Below are 15,959 nucleotides of genomic sequence, written 5' to 3' on the forward strand. Positions count from 1 at the left end.
TATAGCACCTTATTTTGGTAAACCTATAATCAGGAGTACCAATACTAACCTACAAGGAGGGAACAAAATGGGGGAACGCAGAAATATCTTTTTTTATTACAAGCAAGGTCAAGAAATGGTGGATCAGGTCAATAAATTAAAGGATAATGCAAGCAACTACGGATTCGAACTTGTAGATGAACATAAAGATGCTAATATTATCGTTAGTGTAGGAGATGACGGAACATTTCTTCAGGCAGTACGTAAGACAGGCTTCAGAGAGGATTGCCTGTATGCAGGCATTTCATTAAACAAGCAATTAAATATGTATTGTGATTTCTACATAAATGATACGGAAAATATGGTGGAAGCAGTCACAAAGCCCGTCATTGAAGTAAGAAAATATCCTACAATTGAAGTAACGGTTGATAACCAAATAAGTTTTGATTGCTTAAATGAATGCACATTCCGTTCTGCTTTAATTAAAACAATGGCTATCGATGTTCACATTGATGACATATTATTTGAAACATTCCGTGGGGATGGGATGATAATTTCTACACCTACTGGAAGTACTGCCTACAACAAATCGGTCAACGGTGCAGTTGTAGACCCTTTGCTTGACTGTATGCAGGTGAGCGAAATAGCATCGATGAATAATAATCATTATCGTACGCTTGGTGCTTCATTTATTTTGGCTCCAGATCGTACTCTTTCTCTTCAAGTATTAGATAATGAAAACGATTACCCGATTATCGGGATGGATAATGAAGCGATGAGTATTCATCTTACCGAACGATTGGATATTAAACTGAGCGGAAGATATATCAAGACGGTAAAGTTACGTAATAATTCTTTTTGGGAAAAAGTCCACAGGACATTCCTTTAAATTTTCATACGAAGGAAACAAAAAAGATGATTCCGCTGGTCGGAATCATCTTTTTTTGACGAAAGAGGATTTTGTTTACGCCTTATATACTTCTTTCTCCTTATTTCTTAATTCGACACGCATTATTTTGCCGCTGATTGTTTTCGGCAAATCTTCCACAAAAGTAATTTTTCTTGGATATTTATATGGGGCTGTAAGCTCTTTAACATGGTTCTGCAAGGTTTGCACCAATTGAGGATCATTGACATCAACGCTATCTTGTAAGACTACGAACGCTTTTACGATTTGCCCTCTTACCTCATCCGGACTCCCTACTACAGCGCACTCCTTCACATATGGATGTTTAACAAGTGCATCCTCCACTTCAAATGGCCCAATGGTATAACCCGAACTGATAATAATATCGTCACCGCGTCCTTCAAACCAAAAATACCCGTCCTCATCTTTTTTAGCTTTATCTCCTGTAATATAAAAATCGCCTCTAAACTGCATTGCTGTCCGTTCCGGATCCTTATAGTAATTTTTAAACAACGCGGGAGTTTTAATGTGGACAGCTATATCGCCTACTTCGCCAGGTTGGCAAATCTGCCCCTCCTCATTAATAATTTCTACGTTATTTCCAGGGGTTGGTTTCCCCATGGAACCCGGCTTCACATCCATCCCCTTCATGATACCGACCAGAAGGGTATTTTCTGTTTGCCCGTATCCATCACGAACGGTGACCCCGAAATAGTTTTGAAACGTATCGATCACTTCTCTATTAAGCGGCTCACCTGCTGAAACGGCACTATGTAGGCTTCCCAGGCTATATTGATCGAGGCTGTCTACCTTCGCCATCAATCGATATTCCGTAGGGGTACAGCATAAAACAGTAATTGAATGCTGATCAATTAATTTTAAATATTTCTCTGCTTCAAACTTTCCGTGATATACAAACCCAGTAGCTCCCGATCCAAGAACAGATAAAAAGGGACTCCAAATCCACTTTTGCCATCCAGGTCCGGCTGTAGCCCATACAACATCATCTTCACCTATTGATAACCAGTTTGAGGCAGCTGTTCTGAGATGTGCATAGGCCCAGCTATGAGTGTGGACAACTCCCTTTGGTTGCCCTGTTGTACCTGAAGTATAGGATAAAAAGGCCATATCATCTCCCATGGTTTTCACCATTTGTAACTCTTCTGAAGCGTCTTTCATTCGTTCATCCAGTTGAATCCACCCATCTTCATTTCCATTTATAACAAATGATTTCAGTGAATCCTCCGATATAATTTCTGTAAATAAAGAGGTATGAGGCTTATGAACAATTACCGCTTTTGCTTCTGCATGCTTGCTTCGATAAACAAGATCTTTTTCTCGAAGCATTTCAGAACATGGTATGACCACTGTACCTATTTTTAAAGCAGCTAAGTAAATCACATACGCTTCAATAAAGCGAGGAATCATGACGAGAATTTTATCCCCCTCCCTCAACCCTTCCTCTAACAAAATATTGCCAACTCTATTCACCCTTTTAATCAATTCTCCATACGTAATTTTTTGTGTTTCCCCGTATTCATTTTCCCAAATCAAAGCGATTTTGGTTTCGTTCTTACTGTTATTTTCTACCTCGCTGACTAGATTATATTGTTCTGGTGCGATCAGGTTCTGTTGATTCATATCCTTCTCCTCCCTTAAAACAAATAATGTTAATCAAACTCTATTATACATTGTTTTACAAATAATGGATTAAGAGAGTGGAAAAAGATTGGCTCTTACAATGGCTTTCAACATACAAAAAAAAGAAAGCGGACTAAAAATCCGCTTTCTTGTAGCCATGTTATTTAATTATCTGGAGAATCCTCCACCCAATTGTTGTTCAGCCATTTGAACAAGACGCTTAGTAATCTCTCCTCCAACAGAACCGTTAGCACGAGAAGTTGTTTCTGCTCCAAGTTGTACACCGAACTCAGAAGCGATTTCATATTTCATTTGGTCAAGAGCTTGTTCAACTCCTGGTACCAAAAGATTGTTTGAGTTATTTGACATGTGTTTTTCACCTCCTTGTGATAATAGAGTGTGTAAAAACACATATCTTCATTCCGGATTTAAAATGGTAATTGTTCACAAATAAATTTAGAATAAATCCTCTGTTTCCGATTCTTTCTCCTTACCTGTGAAAACTAACATTTCTGTTTTATCCAATGCCTCTTTAATTAAAGGTTCAAAATCGACATAGCTCTCATAATGACCGACTTTTTCTCTTTTTGGCTTAGTTTTGGGATTAGCTGGTGTAAACACCGTACAGCAATCCTCAAAAGGACGTATGGATATCTCATGAGTATCAATTTTCTCTGCAATTTCAATAATATCTGTTTTATCCATTGCTATAAGCGGCCTCAGAATTGGTGTATTTGTAACCTCATTAATTGTAAACATGCTTTCCATCGTCTGGCTGGCTACTTGGCCTAAACTTTCACCAGTCACAATCGCGAGCGCATTTTGTTTTTCTCTGATTGCATCAGTAATTCGCAGCATCAATCTGCGTGTGGTTGTCATTGTGTAGTTATCAGGTATTTGCTTTTGAATCAATTTTTGAATTTCGGTAAATGGCACAACATGCAGTACCATACGTCCATTGACTTCTGCCAGCTTATTCGCTAAATCAATTACCTTTTGTTTCGAGCGTTCGCTTGTGAAGGGAGGACTGTAGAAATGTACACATTCAATCTCTACTCCCCTTTTCATCGTTAAATATCCCGCAACCGGGCTATCAATCCCTCCAGAAAGCATGAGCATTGCTGAGCCGCTGCTTCCTATTGGCAATCCGCCAGCTCCAATAATTTTTTCACCCGTAATATAAGCAGCATCCTGGCGTACTTCGACTCTCAATTTCAAATCTGGATTGTGAACATCGACCGTTAAACCGTCTACATGCTGCAAGCAATATCCCCCTACCAAGCCATTTAAATCATATGTTGAATAGGGATAGGTTTTATCAGCACGCTTAGCATCAATTTTAAACGTACGAATTTTTGTTGTTAGATGATTTATATAAAACAAAGCTGATTCCTGAATGGCTGAGATTTCTTTATCAACCTTTAAAGCCGGACTTATCGAAGAAATGCCATATATTTTTTTGAGAATATCCATAATCGGCTTGTAATCTGCACCTTGTAAGTGAACATACATTCTCTCGTGCTGCGCCTCAATACGAACCTCCGGATAATCTGACAATGCTTTTTTTATATTTTTACGTAATTGAACAATAAAGCCTTTACGATTCCTTTTCTTCAATGTAATCTCACCATAGCGGATTACGATATGATCAAATCTTATCATTTCTTTCTTACCTCACTTAACATTTGGATTGCTCTTTCAATTTCCTTAAGTGCCTGCTCTATTTCTTCCTTCGAATGATCATAATCTAAGCTTATTCGTATGGAACTGCCGGCTATTTGCTCATTTTTTCCCATAGCGAGAAGTGTTTGGCTAACCGTTTTTTTCTTTGATGAACAAGCACTGTTTGTTGAGACATAGATTCCAAACTCACCCAAAGTATGAACGAATGTCTCTGATTTAAGTCCCGGAATTGAAAAATTAATAATATGTGGAGCTGCATGTTCTATAGGTGAATTGATGACAACATTCTCCATTTTGGATAGCTCTTGAAGTATCAGAGTACGGTACTCGTTCATTCTTCTACTGCCGTCCCTGCTCTTTTCGATTGCCAATCTCATTGCTTTTGCCAAAGATACGGCCCCAGCCAAGCTTTCCGTCCCACTGCGCATGCCTCTTTCTTGGTTCCCCCCGGCAATTAACGGTGAAAGTGTAATTCCCTCTCTGGCAAATAGAATTCCGGTGCCTTTTAATCCATGGAATTTATGTCCTGATAAAGAATATAAATCGATATGAGCATCACGTAAAGAGAGTTCGACTTTACCAAAGCCCTGAACCCCATCTACATGAAAATGTATTTTAGGATAACTCTTCAAAAAATGTCCTATTTCATAAATTGGTTGTACAGTTCCCACTTCGTTATTAACATGCATAACTGACACCAATATTGTATCTTCTCGGATTGCTTCCTTAACTTGCTCAATTTCAACTCTGCCATCTTGATTAACAGGCAAGTAGGTTACGTCATAGCCAAGTTCCTTTAGCTGTTCAAACGGTCTTTTTACGGAAGGATGCTCGATTGAGGTGGTAATAATATGCTTCCCTCTGTTTCGATAATTTTCTGCTATTCCTTTTATGGCCAGATTATTGCTTTCAGACCCTCCTGAAGTAAAGATAATCTCTGTAGCCTTTACTCCCAGAAGACCCGCGACCTGTTCTCTAGCCTGTGCTAACAGTTTTTCTGACTTCCCTCCGAAGCCATGTAAAGAGGATGGATTCCCCCAGAAATCGGCAGTAACCTTTGCGAAGGAATCAATCACTTCCTTATAGGGTTTTGTTGTCGCGCTATTATCTAAATAAATCATGCTTTTTCCCCTTCCTATCAATAAGAAAATGTAGCATATCCTGTCCTGTTTATAAAGTAATTTTCTCTTATGCCTCTATCTTATGCTGGATTGAACAAAGAAAAAAACCAGACTGGTAAGTCCAGACTGGTCTATACATTGCTATGTTCAAGATACTCTTGGATTTTTTTTAACGAACCCGGTTCAACTTTTTCAATTGCCTCAGCTGCATGCTCTAAAGCATCTTGGTATTGATAATTGCGGAATTGCTTTTCTGCTTCGGTCAGGGCAATAGCAACTGAAGGGAATTTGCTTCTATATCGATTGCCGTATTGAATAACCTTCTCGGCCAACATTACTTGTTCAGTCAATTCAACAGTAGCCTCCTGAACACGACTAACCGCAACACTTGCAATATCCAGATGGTGCATGACTGCATTCATATTCAATGGTTTTTCTTCCAATTTCTCTTTTACTTCTTCAATGCTTTCTTTTGCTTGTATAACCATTAATTCATAAGAAGTTGGAAGACCCGGTAAATTGCTTCCTTTGATGATTCGTAAGGATTCCGTCATGCTTTGATGCAACTTCCTTATCGTTTCTCTTGATTCCAATTCATCCTTACGCAGAGTATTTAATTTCTCTTCAAATTCTTTTTGTAAGTCTTTCAGTTCATCCAATTTGGATTCAAGCTCAACGATGTCCTCTTTTAATACCGTATAAGCTGTCTCTCTTTCGTATATTTTCTCTTTAAGCATTTCCCATTTTGATTTCAATGTAATCAGTGTTTTATCAAGATTAGAACGTGCATCAAGTTCCTTCTCCGGCATTTGATAGATTTGTTTCACCAATTCTGTCTCTTCATCAAGTCTCTCAAGCTGATCAATTGATTTATCTAGCTTTTGCTGATACAAATCCTTAACTGATAAAACATACTGACGTGCCACAACCTCTTTTTCCAACAAATCATAATAGGATTGAATGGATTCGTTTAATTCCTCGATTCCTTTTGCAGCTTCTTCGGTGTTTATGTCAACAATATATTCCTTATATTTTTCTAGATTTTCTTCCATTTTTTCAATTTCATTTTCAAAAAACATATGACTTAACGGATATCCTTGCTCACACATTTCCGCATATCCCATTTTAAGTTCATGCAAAAGTCCCGGTATATGTATTTGGCAATGCCCAATTAAATCAGGAATCAAATCCAATTTTTCTTTCAGGTTTTGCAATTTAGCCTGGATGCCCAGTACTTGCTCTCTAGCCTCTAAGTAATCACCTGATTCTGTTTGGTTATTGAATGTGTCAAAATCCAGAGCAAGCTTATCAAATTCCTCTTCCAATTTACCCGCAGCTTCACCAAATGAATGACGGTGTGCCAATAAACGTTTCTTCTGTTCACGATAAGCTAATAAAAGCTCTTCAACTAATTTTTTATTTTGCTCCTCGCTGCCCACCAATTCATTTAATTCATGCAGCATCGCTGAAAGTGTAATTTCGATTTCTTCAATAATATGCTCAATCTTCTTTTGAACCTGCACTGATTTATTAAATCGGTACTTGTCAGCATATTCTTCTGCATCAAACAGCAGGGTCTCAACATCGGCAAGGCGATCCGTTTGGATTGTATCCCATTCGTTACGCCATCTTTCAAACATTCTCTCTGTTTGACCAGTCATATTCAAACTTTTTACCCTGGCTAATTCTTCTGCTATCGGCCTGTTCATGATGTCAATTTTTTTCTCTGCAAGTCTATCTATTTCTTTGTAGTGTTTCTTCCTTGCCAATATTCCAATAATAAAGGCAATAAAGATAATCACCAATATCCCTATTACATACTCCATATGAAGCCTCCTATTCAAAACGAGACAGATAATATATATAAATAAGTTCAATATCAATGATTTAATGATAACATGGTATAAAGTATTTTTAACTAATAAAATCTACTTTTTCTACAAAAAATTATTCAATGCCCTCTTTTAATATCCAGAAAATATATTTTATTTAAAATATTTGTCGAAAAGGAGGCTTTCTCGATGAAATTTAAGGACGGACATGTACATACCCCATATTGTCCGCACGGAACAGATGAACCCGTTTTTGCTTATATTGAAAAAGCGATAGCGCTGGGGTACGAAGAAATCACCTTTACCGAACACGCTCCTTTACCAAAAGGGTTTATTGATCCGGCTCCAACACGGGATAGTTCCATACAAATGGATCAGTTATTCACATATATAGAGGAAATAAGGCGTTGTAAAGAGAAGTATAAGGCGAAGGTTGCTATTAATATTGGTTTGGAAGTGGATTATATAGATGGCTGGGAACAGGAAACAACAGAATTCCTGAATGAAATTGGCCCTTATTTGGATGACTCGATTCTGTCGGTTCACTTTTTAAAGAATCAAAACGACTGGTATTGCCTGGATTATAGTGAAACAGAATTCGGTCATATGATAGAACAATACCAATCTGTTGATCAACTATATAAGGCTTATTACCATACCCTTCAAAAATCGATTATAAGTGATTTGGGGACATTTAAGCCCAAACGGGTAGGCCATATTTCTCTAATTACAAAATTCCAGAAAAAGTATCCAAGCAATGCCCCATTAGAATCCTATTTACTACCAATACTTTCATTAATAAAAGAACGTGGGTATGAACTGGATTTAAACACGGCCGGCCTTTTTAAACCCTTGTGCGGTGAGACGTACCCTCCCATCCCCTTTATTCAGGCAGCCATAAAAATGGGGATCCCTCTCTGTTATGGATCTGACGCTCACCATCCGGAAGATCTTGGAAGAGGATTAGATGTACTAAAAACAAAAATCTTAACAAACGAATAATCGCTTAGCATCCAGTCAGATGGGGACAGGGCAAACACGCTCCTCAAATAAGCAGTCATTAAGAAATCGTTCAATCTCTAACTGATACTTGTTTATAAAATACAATTCGTTCGTAAATAATTGCCAAACCTCACTGAAGTATTGGGCCTGAATAAAGGGTTCATTCAGTAATGCTTTTAGCTTCATGACAAACATAGATGGATTAATCTTTTTTAATTCACCGCAATCCATACCAGCATCAAGGAATAAATTAATATAAAATTTTTCTTTCGATAAATAGGTTGTATAGATTTCTCTGTTCAGGCTTGAGTCTACTGATATTTCTCTTAATACAAGACGTGTTAATAGGAACTTTTCTCTGTAATAATGCAAGCAAAATTTGGTATACTTTAAGACACATTCTTTCGGACCAATGAGTGGGAGTTGTTCAGCGATATTTTCAATACCGCTTATATAGCCTTCGAAGAAATCTGTAAAACAATATTCAAGGAGACCTTGCTTATGCTGAAAGTGATAAGCTATATTTGCTGAATTACCTCCGGCACGGCCAGCGATATCTCTGATTGAAGTTGCTGAATAACCTTTCATATAGAATAAATAGACAGCAGCTTCAAAAATATCATCTTTTTTATTCGATAGTTTATCCATAAATTTATCTTCCCCCTTTATGATTAACATTCTCTAGGAATGTCAGATGACAAAGTGAAACCTTGCTCGGCGGGGAGTTCTTTCATCCAACACCGAGTATTCGTTGAACCAATCGGGGATATTGCGCTAAGACCTACACAGAACCGTAATAGAAGTGAAGTCTTCGTGCTAATTTGAAAGGAATAAAAGCCGTTCTAGCATAAGCTGTGCGTTCACATGGATTTTCTCTTATACATGAAGTAGTTCTTCTTTTTAGAGACTTATCCTTCTATAACTTCTCGACAAAAAAGACAGTACTGACTATGGTTAGAGGTTATTCTCTATTGAGGGTAACAATGAAAGGAGAATGATGATGTTTCAAGTCGGAAAATATAAAAAAACGAAACCAGAAAACTATCAAATGGTTAGCAAACAGCTGGAAGCCCTAATAGATGGTGAAACAAATTTAATTGCCAATTTGAGCAATGCTTCTGCCCTTTTAAATCAATTTTTGGACGACGTGAACTGGGTAGGATTCTACCTATATGAAGAGGAGCAACTGATACTTGGACCATTTCAAGGTCTCCCAGCCTGCATTCGAATTCCTTTAGGCAAGGGAGTATGCGGAACAGCGGCAGAAAAAAGAGAAATAATCAGGGTAATGGACGTACATCAATTCCCTGGACACATCGCCTGTGATGCTGCCACTCAATCAGAAATCGTTTTGCCGATTCTGAAGGATGGCCGTCTGATTGGTGTACTTGATATAGACAGTCCATCAAAGAATCGTTTTGACAAAGAAGATGAACATGGATTAAAACAATTTGTTGATATACTTGTCCAATCAATTTAAAAAACAAAAGGCTAAGCCAAAAATGAGCTTAGCCCTTTTGTATTAACAGGATACAATCATCTGATTTTTACCTGATCGCTTAGCTGTATACAGGGCATCATCTGCCCGCTTGAAAAGGTTTTTAATCGTATTGTTATTTTTCTGATTGGATTCCCAATACGATACACCGCAAGAAATGGTAACCGGAGGATTTGTTTCTTTTCTTACTTTTTCAACAAGTCTTTCCGCAACTGCTTTACCAGCCTCTATCGGTGCCTTTGGAAGGAAAATAGCCAGTTCTTCCCCGCCCCACCTTGTACCTATATCGGTGTCTCTAATACTATTTTTAATTAAATCAGCTACCTGAATAAGGACCTCGTCTCCCTTTTGGTGCCCATATGTATCATTTGTCAGCTTGAAATTATCTATATCTATTAATATAAACGTTCCCTCAGTTTCAGAATTTATCAGTTCAAGCATTCTTCCTTCAAGATAATTTCTCGAATATAGACCTGTTAAATAATCAGTTATGACCATCTTTTCAAGCTCTTCTCTTAATATTGAGTTCACAAATGCCATCGAAGAATGATGAATAAGAGACTGCATTAATTTAAACATATCAAATGTAAAATGATACGGTACTCGATGAAGAACAATACAAAAACCATCCATCTTTCCACTATGTATCATAGGGAAAGCCATAAGGGATTTATAAGGGCCATCCTGCCCGACTTTATCCGAATCCATATCCCCAATATATAAAGCCTCCCGATCCTGCTCTAAGCTGCCTTTGACATATTGGATGTAGTGTTTAGATGTCTCTTCAGTGAAAAAAGGTGAACTTCCCGGGACAAGTTTTGTCTGTCCATTCCTAATCATAAAAAAGCCTACTTCGTCTGCGAGGAATGATTTATTTATTTGTTGCTTCATATAACTAACTGTTTCACTAAGCCTCAAGGTAGAATTTAGACGATGCGATGTTTCATTAATCAGACGTAAATCCGCAATTAAGCGTTTGGATTGTTCATATAATTGGGCATTCTCCAGTGCCCCGCCTGCCGTATTCGCGAGGAGAGAGATGAATTCGATTTCCGTATCAGGAAATATGACTGCTTCAGGTGCAATAACTTGTAAAACCCCATAAACACCCTGCTTGCCTAATAAAGGCGCATACAACACAGAATTTTTCACTTCCATTGAATCCTCAAATTGAACACGACCGGAAACATATGCCTGCATGGCAGATAAATTTTCCCCATCCATTTCCAAACTTTTAATTGGAAGATTTAATGTGTTATCGCTATCCTGAGACATTAGCAAATAGTAAACAAAGGACGGATATACTTCACGCAGGGTTTCTATTACCTCCGCCAAAACGGAATGCATATTCATAGAGGAATGAAATTCTGTCGTAATCCGTTGCAATAGTTTATATCGTTTCTCTTCCTTTTTTCGTTCTGAAATTGCAATTGCCTTGTGCAGTAATTCTCCTATCACTGTCCTCAATTCAGATAAATCAATTCTATTATCATTTTTCAACTCTTTATTTTCAGAAAGAACTACAAATAGTCCCAGTAATTCTCCTTCATGATATAAAGGAATTCCCAAGGGGTATAATGTATCAGTTAATGATACACAGGCTTCCGTACATAAATCTTTCATTGAGGAGTTTAGTAAAGCATCAAGTGAAATGGTGCTAGCAAACTGATTTTGGAGTTCTGTTTTCGAAGCCGCTTTTTCCAGATAGAGCTTTTGTTTCCAAGGATCATTATAATAACAGGCAATCTCATCCACCCTTAATAATTCCAATAAGAAGTCGACCATTTTATCTGTAAATCTATCTAAAAAGAGTTCATTATCATCTTTAATCATACATTCAACAAATAGACTTTTTAAATTTGTTTCCCAGCTCAGATTTAATTGATTATCTACCATCACATTAATCAACACCTGTTGTCATATTTTATTTCGTATTTTTTATAAATTTAGATTGATTTTTAAAAAAATAATACTTTATACCTGCATTTTACCAATATATGCTAAAATAATCATTACTTTCTTTCAATATAATTACATTTTTTATTTAAACCTGTGAAGGAAGCATCATATTGTAACGATTCCATTTAAGAGAATCCCTTGACTTATGTAACAATAAATTATACAATATTCTTTGTGTAAAATATCGCAGCTTATGTTCACATCTTTATTCGTTCATTTCATTCCTCTACCATGAGGTGTATCTTGTAACCCGCTGCTGCTAGGGCGAAGGTACATGAAAATGAAATGGCAGTAATGTTTGTAAACATCAGTTTTTATTTTACAAAAATAAAAACATTCAAGGAGGAGTCTTCTTATGGCTCGTTATACAGGTCCAAGCTGGAAACTATCCCGTCGTTTAGGAATTTCCCTAAGCGGTACAGGTAAAGAATTAGAAAAGCGTCCTTACGCACCAGGACAACACGGTCCTAACCAACGCAAAAAGCTTTCCGAATACGGTTTGCAATTGCAAGAAAAACAAAAACTTCGTCACATGTACGGTGTGAACGAACGTCAATTCCGCACAATGTTCGATCGTGCTGCTAAAATGCCTGGTAAACAAGGTGAAAACTTCATGATTCTTCTTGATTCTCGCCTTGATAACATTGTTTACCGTTTAGGTTTAGCTCGTACTCGTCGTCAAGCTCGTCAGCTTGTAAACCACGGGCACATCTTGGTTGATGGACGTCGCGTTGACATCCCATCTTACCGTTTAGCTCCTGGTCAAGTAATCGGAGTACGTGAAAAATCCCGTAACCTTGATATCATCAAGGAAGCTATGGAAGTAAACAACTTCGTACCTGACTACCTAACTTTCGATGCTGACAAGTTAGAAGGTACATTCACTCGCTTACCTGAGCGTTCTGAATTACCAGCTGAAATTAACGAAGCTCTTATCGTTGAGTTCTACTCTCGTTAATTAATACGCTTTGTAAATAGCGTATTCAAAAACCCTGGAAACCTTGTTTCCAGGGTTTTTATTTGTGTAGAAAATATAATTACTAAACTTATAATCAGACTCGAAATATTATTTATAAGAATTATGAAGCAAATGACACTTAATTCTCTCTTTGTTTTTGGAAAAACGAAGACCAGGCAATACCTTAAAAATTTACCATGACATCATCTGTAAACACCATTAAACGGGACTCCAAACCTAAAACAGATCTTAGGTTTTTCATCCTAACAAGATCTGTTTTGGTGTACTTAACATAGCTGTGGACATATCTATTAAATCAATTTCTTTTGGAATACTTTTCAATCACATAAAGTAAAAGCCAGCATCAAACTCACTAAAAATCGGAAATTAAATCCCCTCTAACTTTATCTACAAATAGAAATTAGTCACCTCTTCAGATGTATTATAAAAGAACTATATTGTGGATCAAATTTATCATTCACTTATTAGACAGTACAGTAGAATAACGGTTTGTTACCTCCTTCATTTCAAGACTATCCCAACTATTAGAGTAACTGATACTTATACCAATCTATACATATTGTAGTAGGCGAGAAAATGAAAAATGAAAAAAATAAAAATCAGAAAAAATATAATAGTTTATTTAATATTTTATTAACAAACTAATCAAAAATTGTGATAATATAGTTAATTGTGTAAATTATTACTAACAAAGAGGAGGGGAATTTGTTGGCTTCTTAATTTTAATGAGGAATACCAACAACTAAGATGAAAAAATATATTGCTGGAATTTTAACTGTTTTCTTAAGTTTTACTGTACTATTTTTAACGAATAGTAATCAGGTTGAGGCTGCTTCCAAAACGATGTACGTAACTGCAGACAATTTAAATGTGAGGGAGAAAGCATCATCATCGTCAAAAATTATTACGGCCTTAAAGAAAAATACAAAATTGATTGTAACTAAAAAGAGCGGTAACTGGGGATATGTCAAAGTTAACAAAAAAAATGGATGGGTATCAATAAATTATTTAACATCCAAGGCTCCCGTAACAAATAAAACAATGTACACTACTGAAAAAACAACCCTGAAAAAGCTAGCAAAAAATAACTCCGGCACGCTGAAAACGATTAACAAAGAGGCAACAATAATTGTTTATTCAACTACTTCCGATAAATATGCCAAAGCAAAGTACGGTGGAAAAACGGGATGGATTTTAAAATCTAAAGTGAAAGATTCGAAGACAGTTACAACAACTTCAAAAGCAGCAATAAAATATAAAACAATTAAACAAAATGACAATACTTTAGCAAAAGGCACTACGAAAGTCGTCCAAAAAGGAAGCAACGGAAATCAAACGATCATATACAAGAAAACGTTAAAAAATGGAAAGCTAATTAGCACAAAAAAAATATCGTCTAAAGTAACAAAAAAAGCAGTGAATCAAATTATTAAAGTAGGTACTAAAGAAACTAAAGCATCTAATTATGCAACCGAGGTTCTTCGATTGGTTAACCAAGAACGCGCAAAAGTAAATATAGCACCTTTGAAAAATTTAAATAGTCTTTCGAAAGTTGCCGAAGTTAAATCAAAAGATATGCGTGATAACAATTATTTCAATCATACAAGCCCCACATACGGGTCTCCGGGAGAAATGGTAAAAAAATTCAATATTTCTTTCACGATGCTTGGTGAAAATATTGCAGCTGGACAAATTACTCCTGCATCTGTAGTGAACAGTTGGATGAATAGCCCAGGGCACAAAGCGAATATTCTCGATGCACGTTATACCCATATCGGAATTGGGTATGCCGAAGGTGGTTCATGGAAACATTATTGGACACAATTATTTTTAAAACAGTAAGTAAAAATACTTAATATTCATTTCAATTTTATTTCTTTCAACCATTTATAATAAAGCACAATAAGAAAAATATCTTACTATACATTAAAAGGGCTGCCTAACCGAGACAGCCCTTTCTTCTTTCTATCATGCGTACTTAATAAGCGTGTATTTCTTTTTACCGCGGCGAATTACCGTGAATTGTCCTTCTAGCTTATCATCCTCTGTCATCGTATGAGCGAGGTCTGTGACTCTTTCACCGTTGATGTAGATCGCACCATTTGTGATATCCTCACGCCCCTGACGTTTAGAAGGAGAAATTTTTGCATTTACTAGTAAATCTACCAAGAGCAGTTCCTCATTGCTGCCCACTTCAAAGCTTGGTACATCCTTGAAGCCCTGGCGAATTTCTTCTACAGATAATTGCTTAATATCACCGCTGAATAAAGCTTTAGAAATATTGATTGCTTGTTGTAAAGCTTCTTTACCATGAACAAGTTTCGTTACTTCCTCAGCAAGCGCCTTCTGAGCTGCCCGTTTTTCCGGAGCTTCAGCAACCTCTTTCTCAAGCGCTTCGATTTCTTCTTTGCTTAAGAATGTAAAGTATTTAATGTATTTAATAACATCACGGTCATCTGTATTAATCCAGAACTGGTAGAACTCATATGGAGACGTTTTTTCACGATCTAACCATACCGCTCCGCCTTCTGTTTTACCAAACTTAGTTCCATCTGATTTTGTAACTAATGGAACCGTTAAACCAAAGGCTTTTGCATCTTCCTTCGTTTTACGAATTAATTCCAGACCTGCGGTAATATTTCCCCATTGATCACTTCCGCCGATTTGTAAACGGCAGCCTTGAGTTTCGTATAACTTCAGGAAATCAAGAGATTGCATGATCATGTAACTGAATTCAGTAAACGAGATACCAGACTCAATACGGGATTGTACAGAATCTTTAGCAAGCATGTAGTTGAGTCCAAAATGTTTCCCAATATCCCGAAGGAACGTAATTAAGTTCATGTTGCCAATCCAGTCATAGTTATTAGCCATGATTGCTTTATTCTCACCAGTTTCGAAGTCGAGGAAACGGGAAAGCTGATCTTTAATACGTGCAGTCCATTGGTGAACAACATCCTCTGTATTTAACGTACGCTCAGCTTTTTTACCACTTGGGTCTCCTATCATACCTGTCGCTCCGCCGACTAATGGGATTGGCTGATGTCCTGCTAACTGGAATCGTTTCAGGATTAAAATAGGTAACAAGTGACCAATATGCAAGCTATCGGCAGTCGGATCGAAGCCAGCATATAGTTTCACGCTTTCTTCCTGTAATAATTTTTCCAATCCCTCTTCATCTGTAAATTGATTCACGAGACCTCTAAAACGTAAATCATCTAAAATATTCATCCTTCTCCACCTCTTACTGTTTAGATTAGATTAAAATAAAAAACGCCCCTTCATCTAAATGAAGGGACGATTACTATCGCGGTACCACCCAACTTGCGAAACATATAACTGTCTCGCCGCTTATCCT

The 15,959-nt window shown here is 37.0% G+C and carries 13 protein-coding genes and 1 other annotated feature (1 of these 14 cut by a window edge); of the genes, 5 read left to right on the plus strand and 8 right to left on the minus strand.

Annotation, left to right across the window (positions count from 1 at the left end; all coding sequences use genetic code 11):
• The first annotated feature begins 67 nt into the window (after positions 1-67).
• Positions 68-868 carry an NAD kinase gene (locus F7984_RS15315; protein ID WP_066108994.1) on the plus strand — a complete coding sequence of 267 codons (801 nt, stop codon included), beginning with the start codon at positions 68-70 and terminating at the stop codon, positions 866-868.
• 75 nt (positions 869-943) lie between these two features.
• Here F7984_RS15315 and mbcS read toward each other — a convergent pair whose 3' ends face one another.
• From mbcS to ezrA, 5 genes are all read right to left on the minus strand, one after another.
• Entirely contained in the window at positions 944-2,527 is a 1,584-nt protein-coding gene (gene mbcS, locus F7984_RS15320; protein WP_066108997.1) for an acyl-CoA synthetase MbcS, read from the minus strand.
• A gap of 168 nt (positions 2,528-2,695) precedes the next feature.
• Positions 2,696-2,896, minus strand: coding sequence for an alpha/beta-type small acid-soluble spore protein (locus F7984_RS15325; RefSeq protein ID WP_066109002.1), 201 nt, complete (start codon positions 2,894-2,896; stop codon positions 2,696-2,698).
• 87 nt (positions 2,897-2,983) lie between these two features.
• A complete protein-coding gene (gene thiI / locus F7984_RS15330; protein ID WP_066109256.1) occupies positions 2,984-4,186 on the minus strand; it encodes a tRNA uracil 4-sulfurtransferase ThiI in 1,203 nt (400 codons plus the stop codon).
• Positions 4,186-5,331: a cysteine desulfurase family protein gene (locus tag F7984_RS15335; protein WP_066109005.1), complete on the minus strand. Its 1,146-nt coding sequence runs from the start codon at positions 5,329-5,331 to the stop codon at positions 4,186-4,188. The genes thiI and F7984_RS15335 overlap by 1 nt, the downstream gene beginning before the upstream one ends.
• A gap of 131 nt (positions 5,332-5,462) precedes the next feature.
• Positions 5,463-7,157, minus strand: a complete 1,695-nt coding sequence (gene ezrA / locus F7984_RS15340; protein ID WP_139892793.1) for a septation ring formation regulator EzrA — start codon at positions 7,155-7,157, stop codon at positions 5,463-5,465.
• A 195-nt stretch (positions 7,158-7,352) separates the two neighbouring features.
• On the opposite strand from ezrA, the gene hisJ reads away from it, so the two are divergent.
• Complete coding sequence (hisJ, locus tag F7984_RS15345; RefSeq protein ID WP_139892792.1) at positions 7,353-8,165, plus strand: histidinol-phosphatase HisJ; 813 nt, start codon at positions 7,353-7,355, stop codon at positions 8,163-8,165.
• 15 nt (positions 8,166-8,180) lie between these two features.
• Here the strand turns inward: hisJ and refZ are convergent, their stop codons facing one another.
• Positions 8,181-8,813, minus strand: a complete 633-nt coding sequence (gene refZ, locus F7984_RS15350; protein WP_066109013.1) for a forespore capture DNA-binding protein RefZ — start codon at positions 8,811-8,813, stop codon at positions 8,181-8,183.
• Positions 8,814-9,165: 352 nt separating this feature from the next.
• Between refZ and F7984_RS15355 the strand changes: the two genes are divergently transcribed.
• Entirely contained in the window at positions 9,166-9,645 is a 480-nt protein-coding gene (locus tag F7984_RS15355; RefSeq protein ID WP_066109018.1) for a GAF domain-containing protein, read from the plus strand.
• A gap of 42 nt (positions 9,646-9,687) precedes the next feature.
• Here the strand turns inward: F7984_RS15355 and F7984_RS15360 are convergent, their stop codons facing one another.
• The gene (locus tag F7984_RS15360) at positions 9,688-11,559 is read right to left on the minus strand and encodes a sensor domain-containing diguanylate cyclase (protein WP_066109259.1); all 1,872 of its coding nucleotides are present in this window, start codon (positions 11,557-11,559) and stop codon (positions 9,688-9,690) included.
• A gap of 418 nt (positions 11,560-11,977) precedes the next feature.
• Between F7984_RS15360 and rpsD the strand changes: the two genes are divergently transcribed.
• Positions 11,978-12,580, plus strand: a complete 603-nt coding sequence (gene rpsD, locus F7984_RS15365) for a 30S ribosomal protein S4 (RefSeq protein WP_066109019.1) — start codon at positions 11,978-11,980, stop codon at positions 12,578-12,580.
• 768 nt (positions 12,581-13,348) lie between these two features.
• Entirely contained in the window at positions 13,349-14,443 is a 1,095-nt protein-coding gene (locus F7984_RS19650) for a CAP domain-containing protein (RefSeq protein WP_140462221.1), read from the plus strand.
• 126 nt (positions 14,444-14,569) lie between these two features.
• Here F7984_RS19650 and tyrS read toward each other — a convergent pair whose 3' ends face one another.
• Positions 14,570-15,832: a tyrosine--tRNA ligase gene (gene tyrS, locus F7984_RS15375; protein ID WP_140462220.1), complete on the minus strand. Its 1,263-nt coding sequence runs from the start codon at positions 15,830-15,832 to the stop codon at positions 14,570-14,572.
• A 59-nt stretch (positions 15,833-15,891) separates the two neighbouring features.
• Positions 15,892-15,959, minus strand: a binding site (T-box leader) (it continues 163 nt past the right edge of the window).

Source organism: Pradoshia sp. D12 (assembly GCF_008935075.1).
Taxonomy (GTDB): Bacteria; Bacillota; Bacilli; order Bacillales; family Pradoshiaceae; genus Pradoshia.

Bases quoted from the DNA above. Each gene is read 5' to 3' on its own strand.
- F7984_RS15315 (WP_066108994.1), top strand. From the start codon at position 68: ATGGGGGAACGCAGAAATATCTTTTTTTATTACAAGCAAGGTCAAGAA.
- mbcS (WP_066108997.1), bottom strand. From the start codon at position 2,527: ATGAATCAACAGAACCTGATCGCACCAGAACAATATAATCTAGTCAGC.
- F7984_RS15325 (WP_066109002.1), bottom strand. From the start codon at position 2,896: ATGTCAAATAACTCAAACAATCTTTTGGTACCAGGAGTTGAACAAGCT.
- F7984_RS15335 (WP_066109005.1), bottom strand. From the start codon at position 5,331: ATGATTTATTTAGATAATAGCGCGACAACAAAACCCTATAAGGAAGTG.
- ezrA (WP_139892793.1), bottom strand. From the start codon at position 7,157: ATGGAGTATGTAATAGGGATATTGGTGATTATCTTTATTGCCTTTATT.
- hisJ (WP_139892792.1), top strand. From the start codon at position 7,353: ATGAAATTTAAGGACGGACATGTACATACCCCATATTGTCCGCACGGA.
- refZ (WP_066109013.1), bottom strand. From the start codon at position 8,813: ATGGATAAACTATCGAATAAAAAAGATGATATTTTTGAAGCTGCTGTC.
- F7984_RS15355 (WP_066109018.1), top strand. From the start codon at position 9,166: ATGTTTCAAGTCGGAAAATATAAAAAAACGAAACCAGAAAACTATCAA.
- F7984_RS15360 (WP_066109259.1), bottom strand. From the start codon at position 11,559: ATGGTAGATAATCAATTAAATCTGAGCTGGGAAACAAATTTAAAAAGT.
- rpsD (WP_066109019.1), top strand. From the start codon at position 11,978: ATGGCTCGTTATACAGGTCCAAGCTGGAAACTATCCCGTCGTTTAGGA.
- F7984_RS19650 (WP_140462221.1), top strand. From the start codon at position 13,349: ATGAAAAAATATATTGCTGGAATTTTAACTGTTTTCTTAAGTTTTACT.
- tyrS (WP_140462220.1), bottom strand. From the start codon at position 15,832: ATGAATATTTTAGATGATTTACGTTTTAGAGGTCTCGTGAATCAATTT.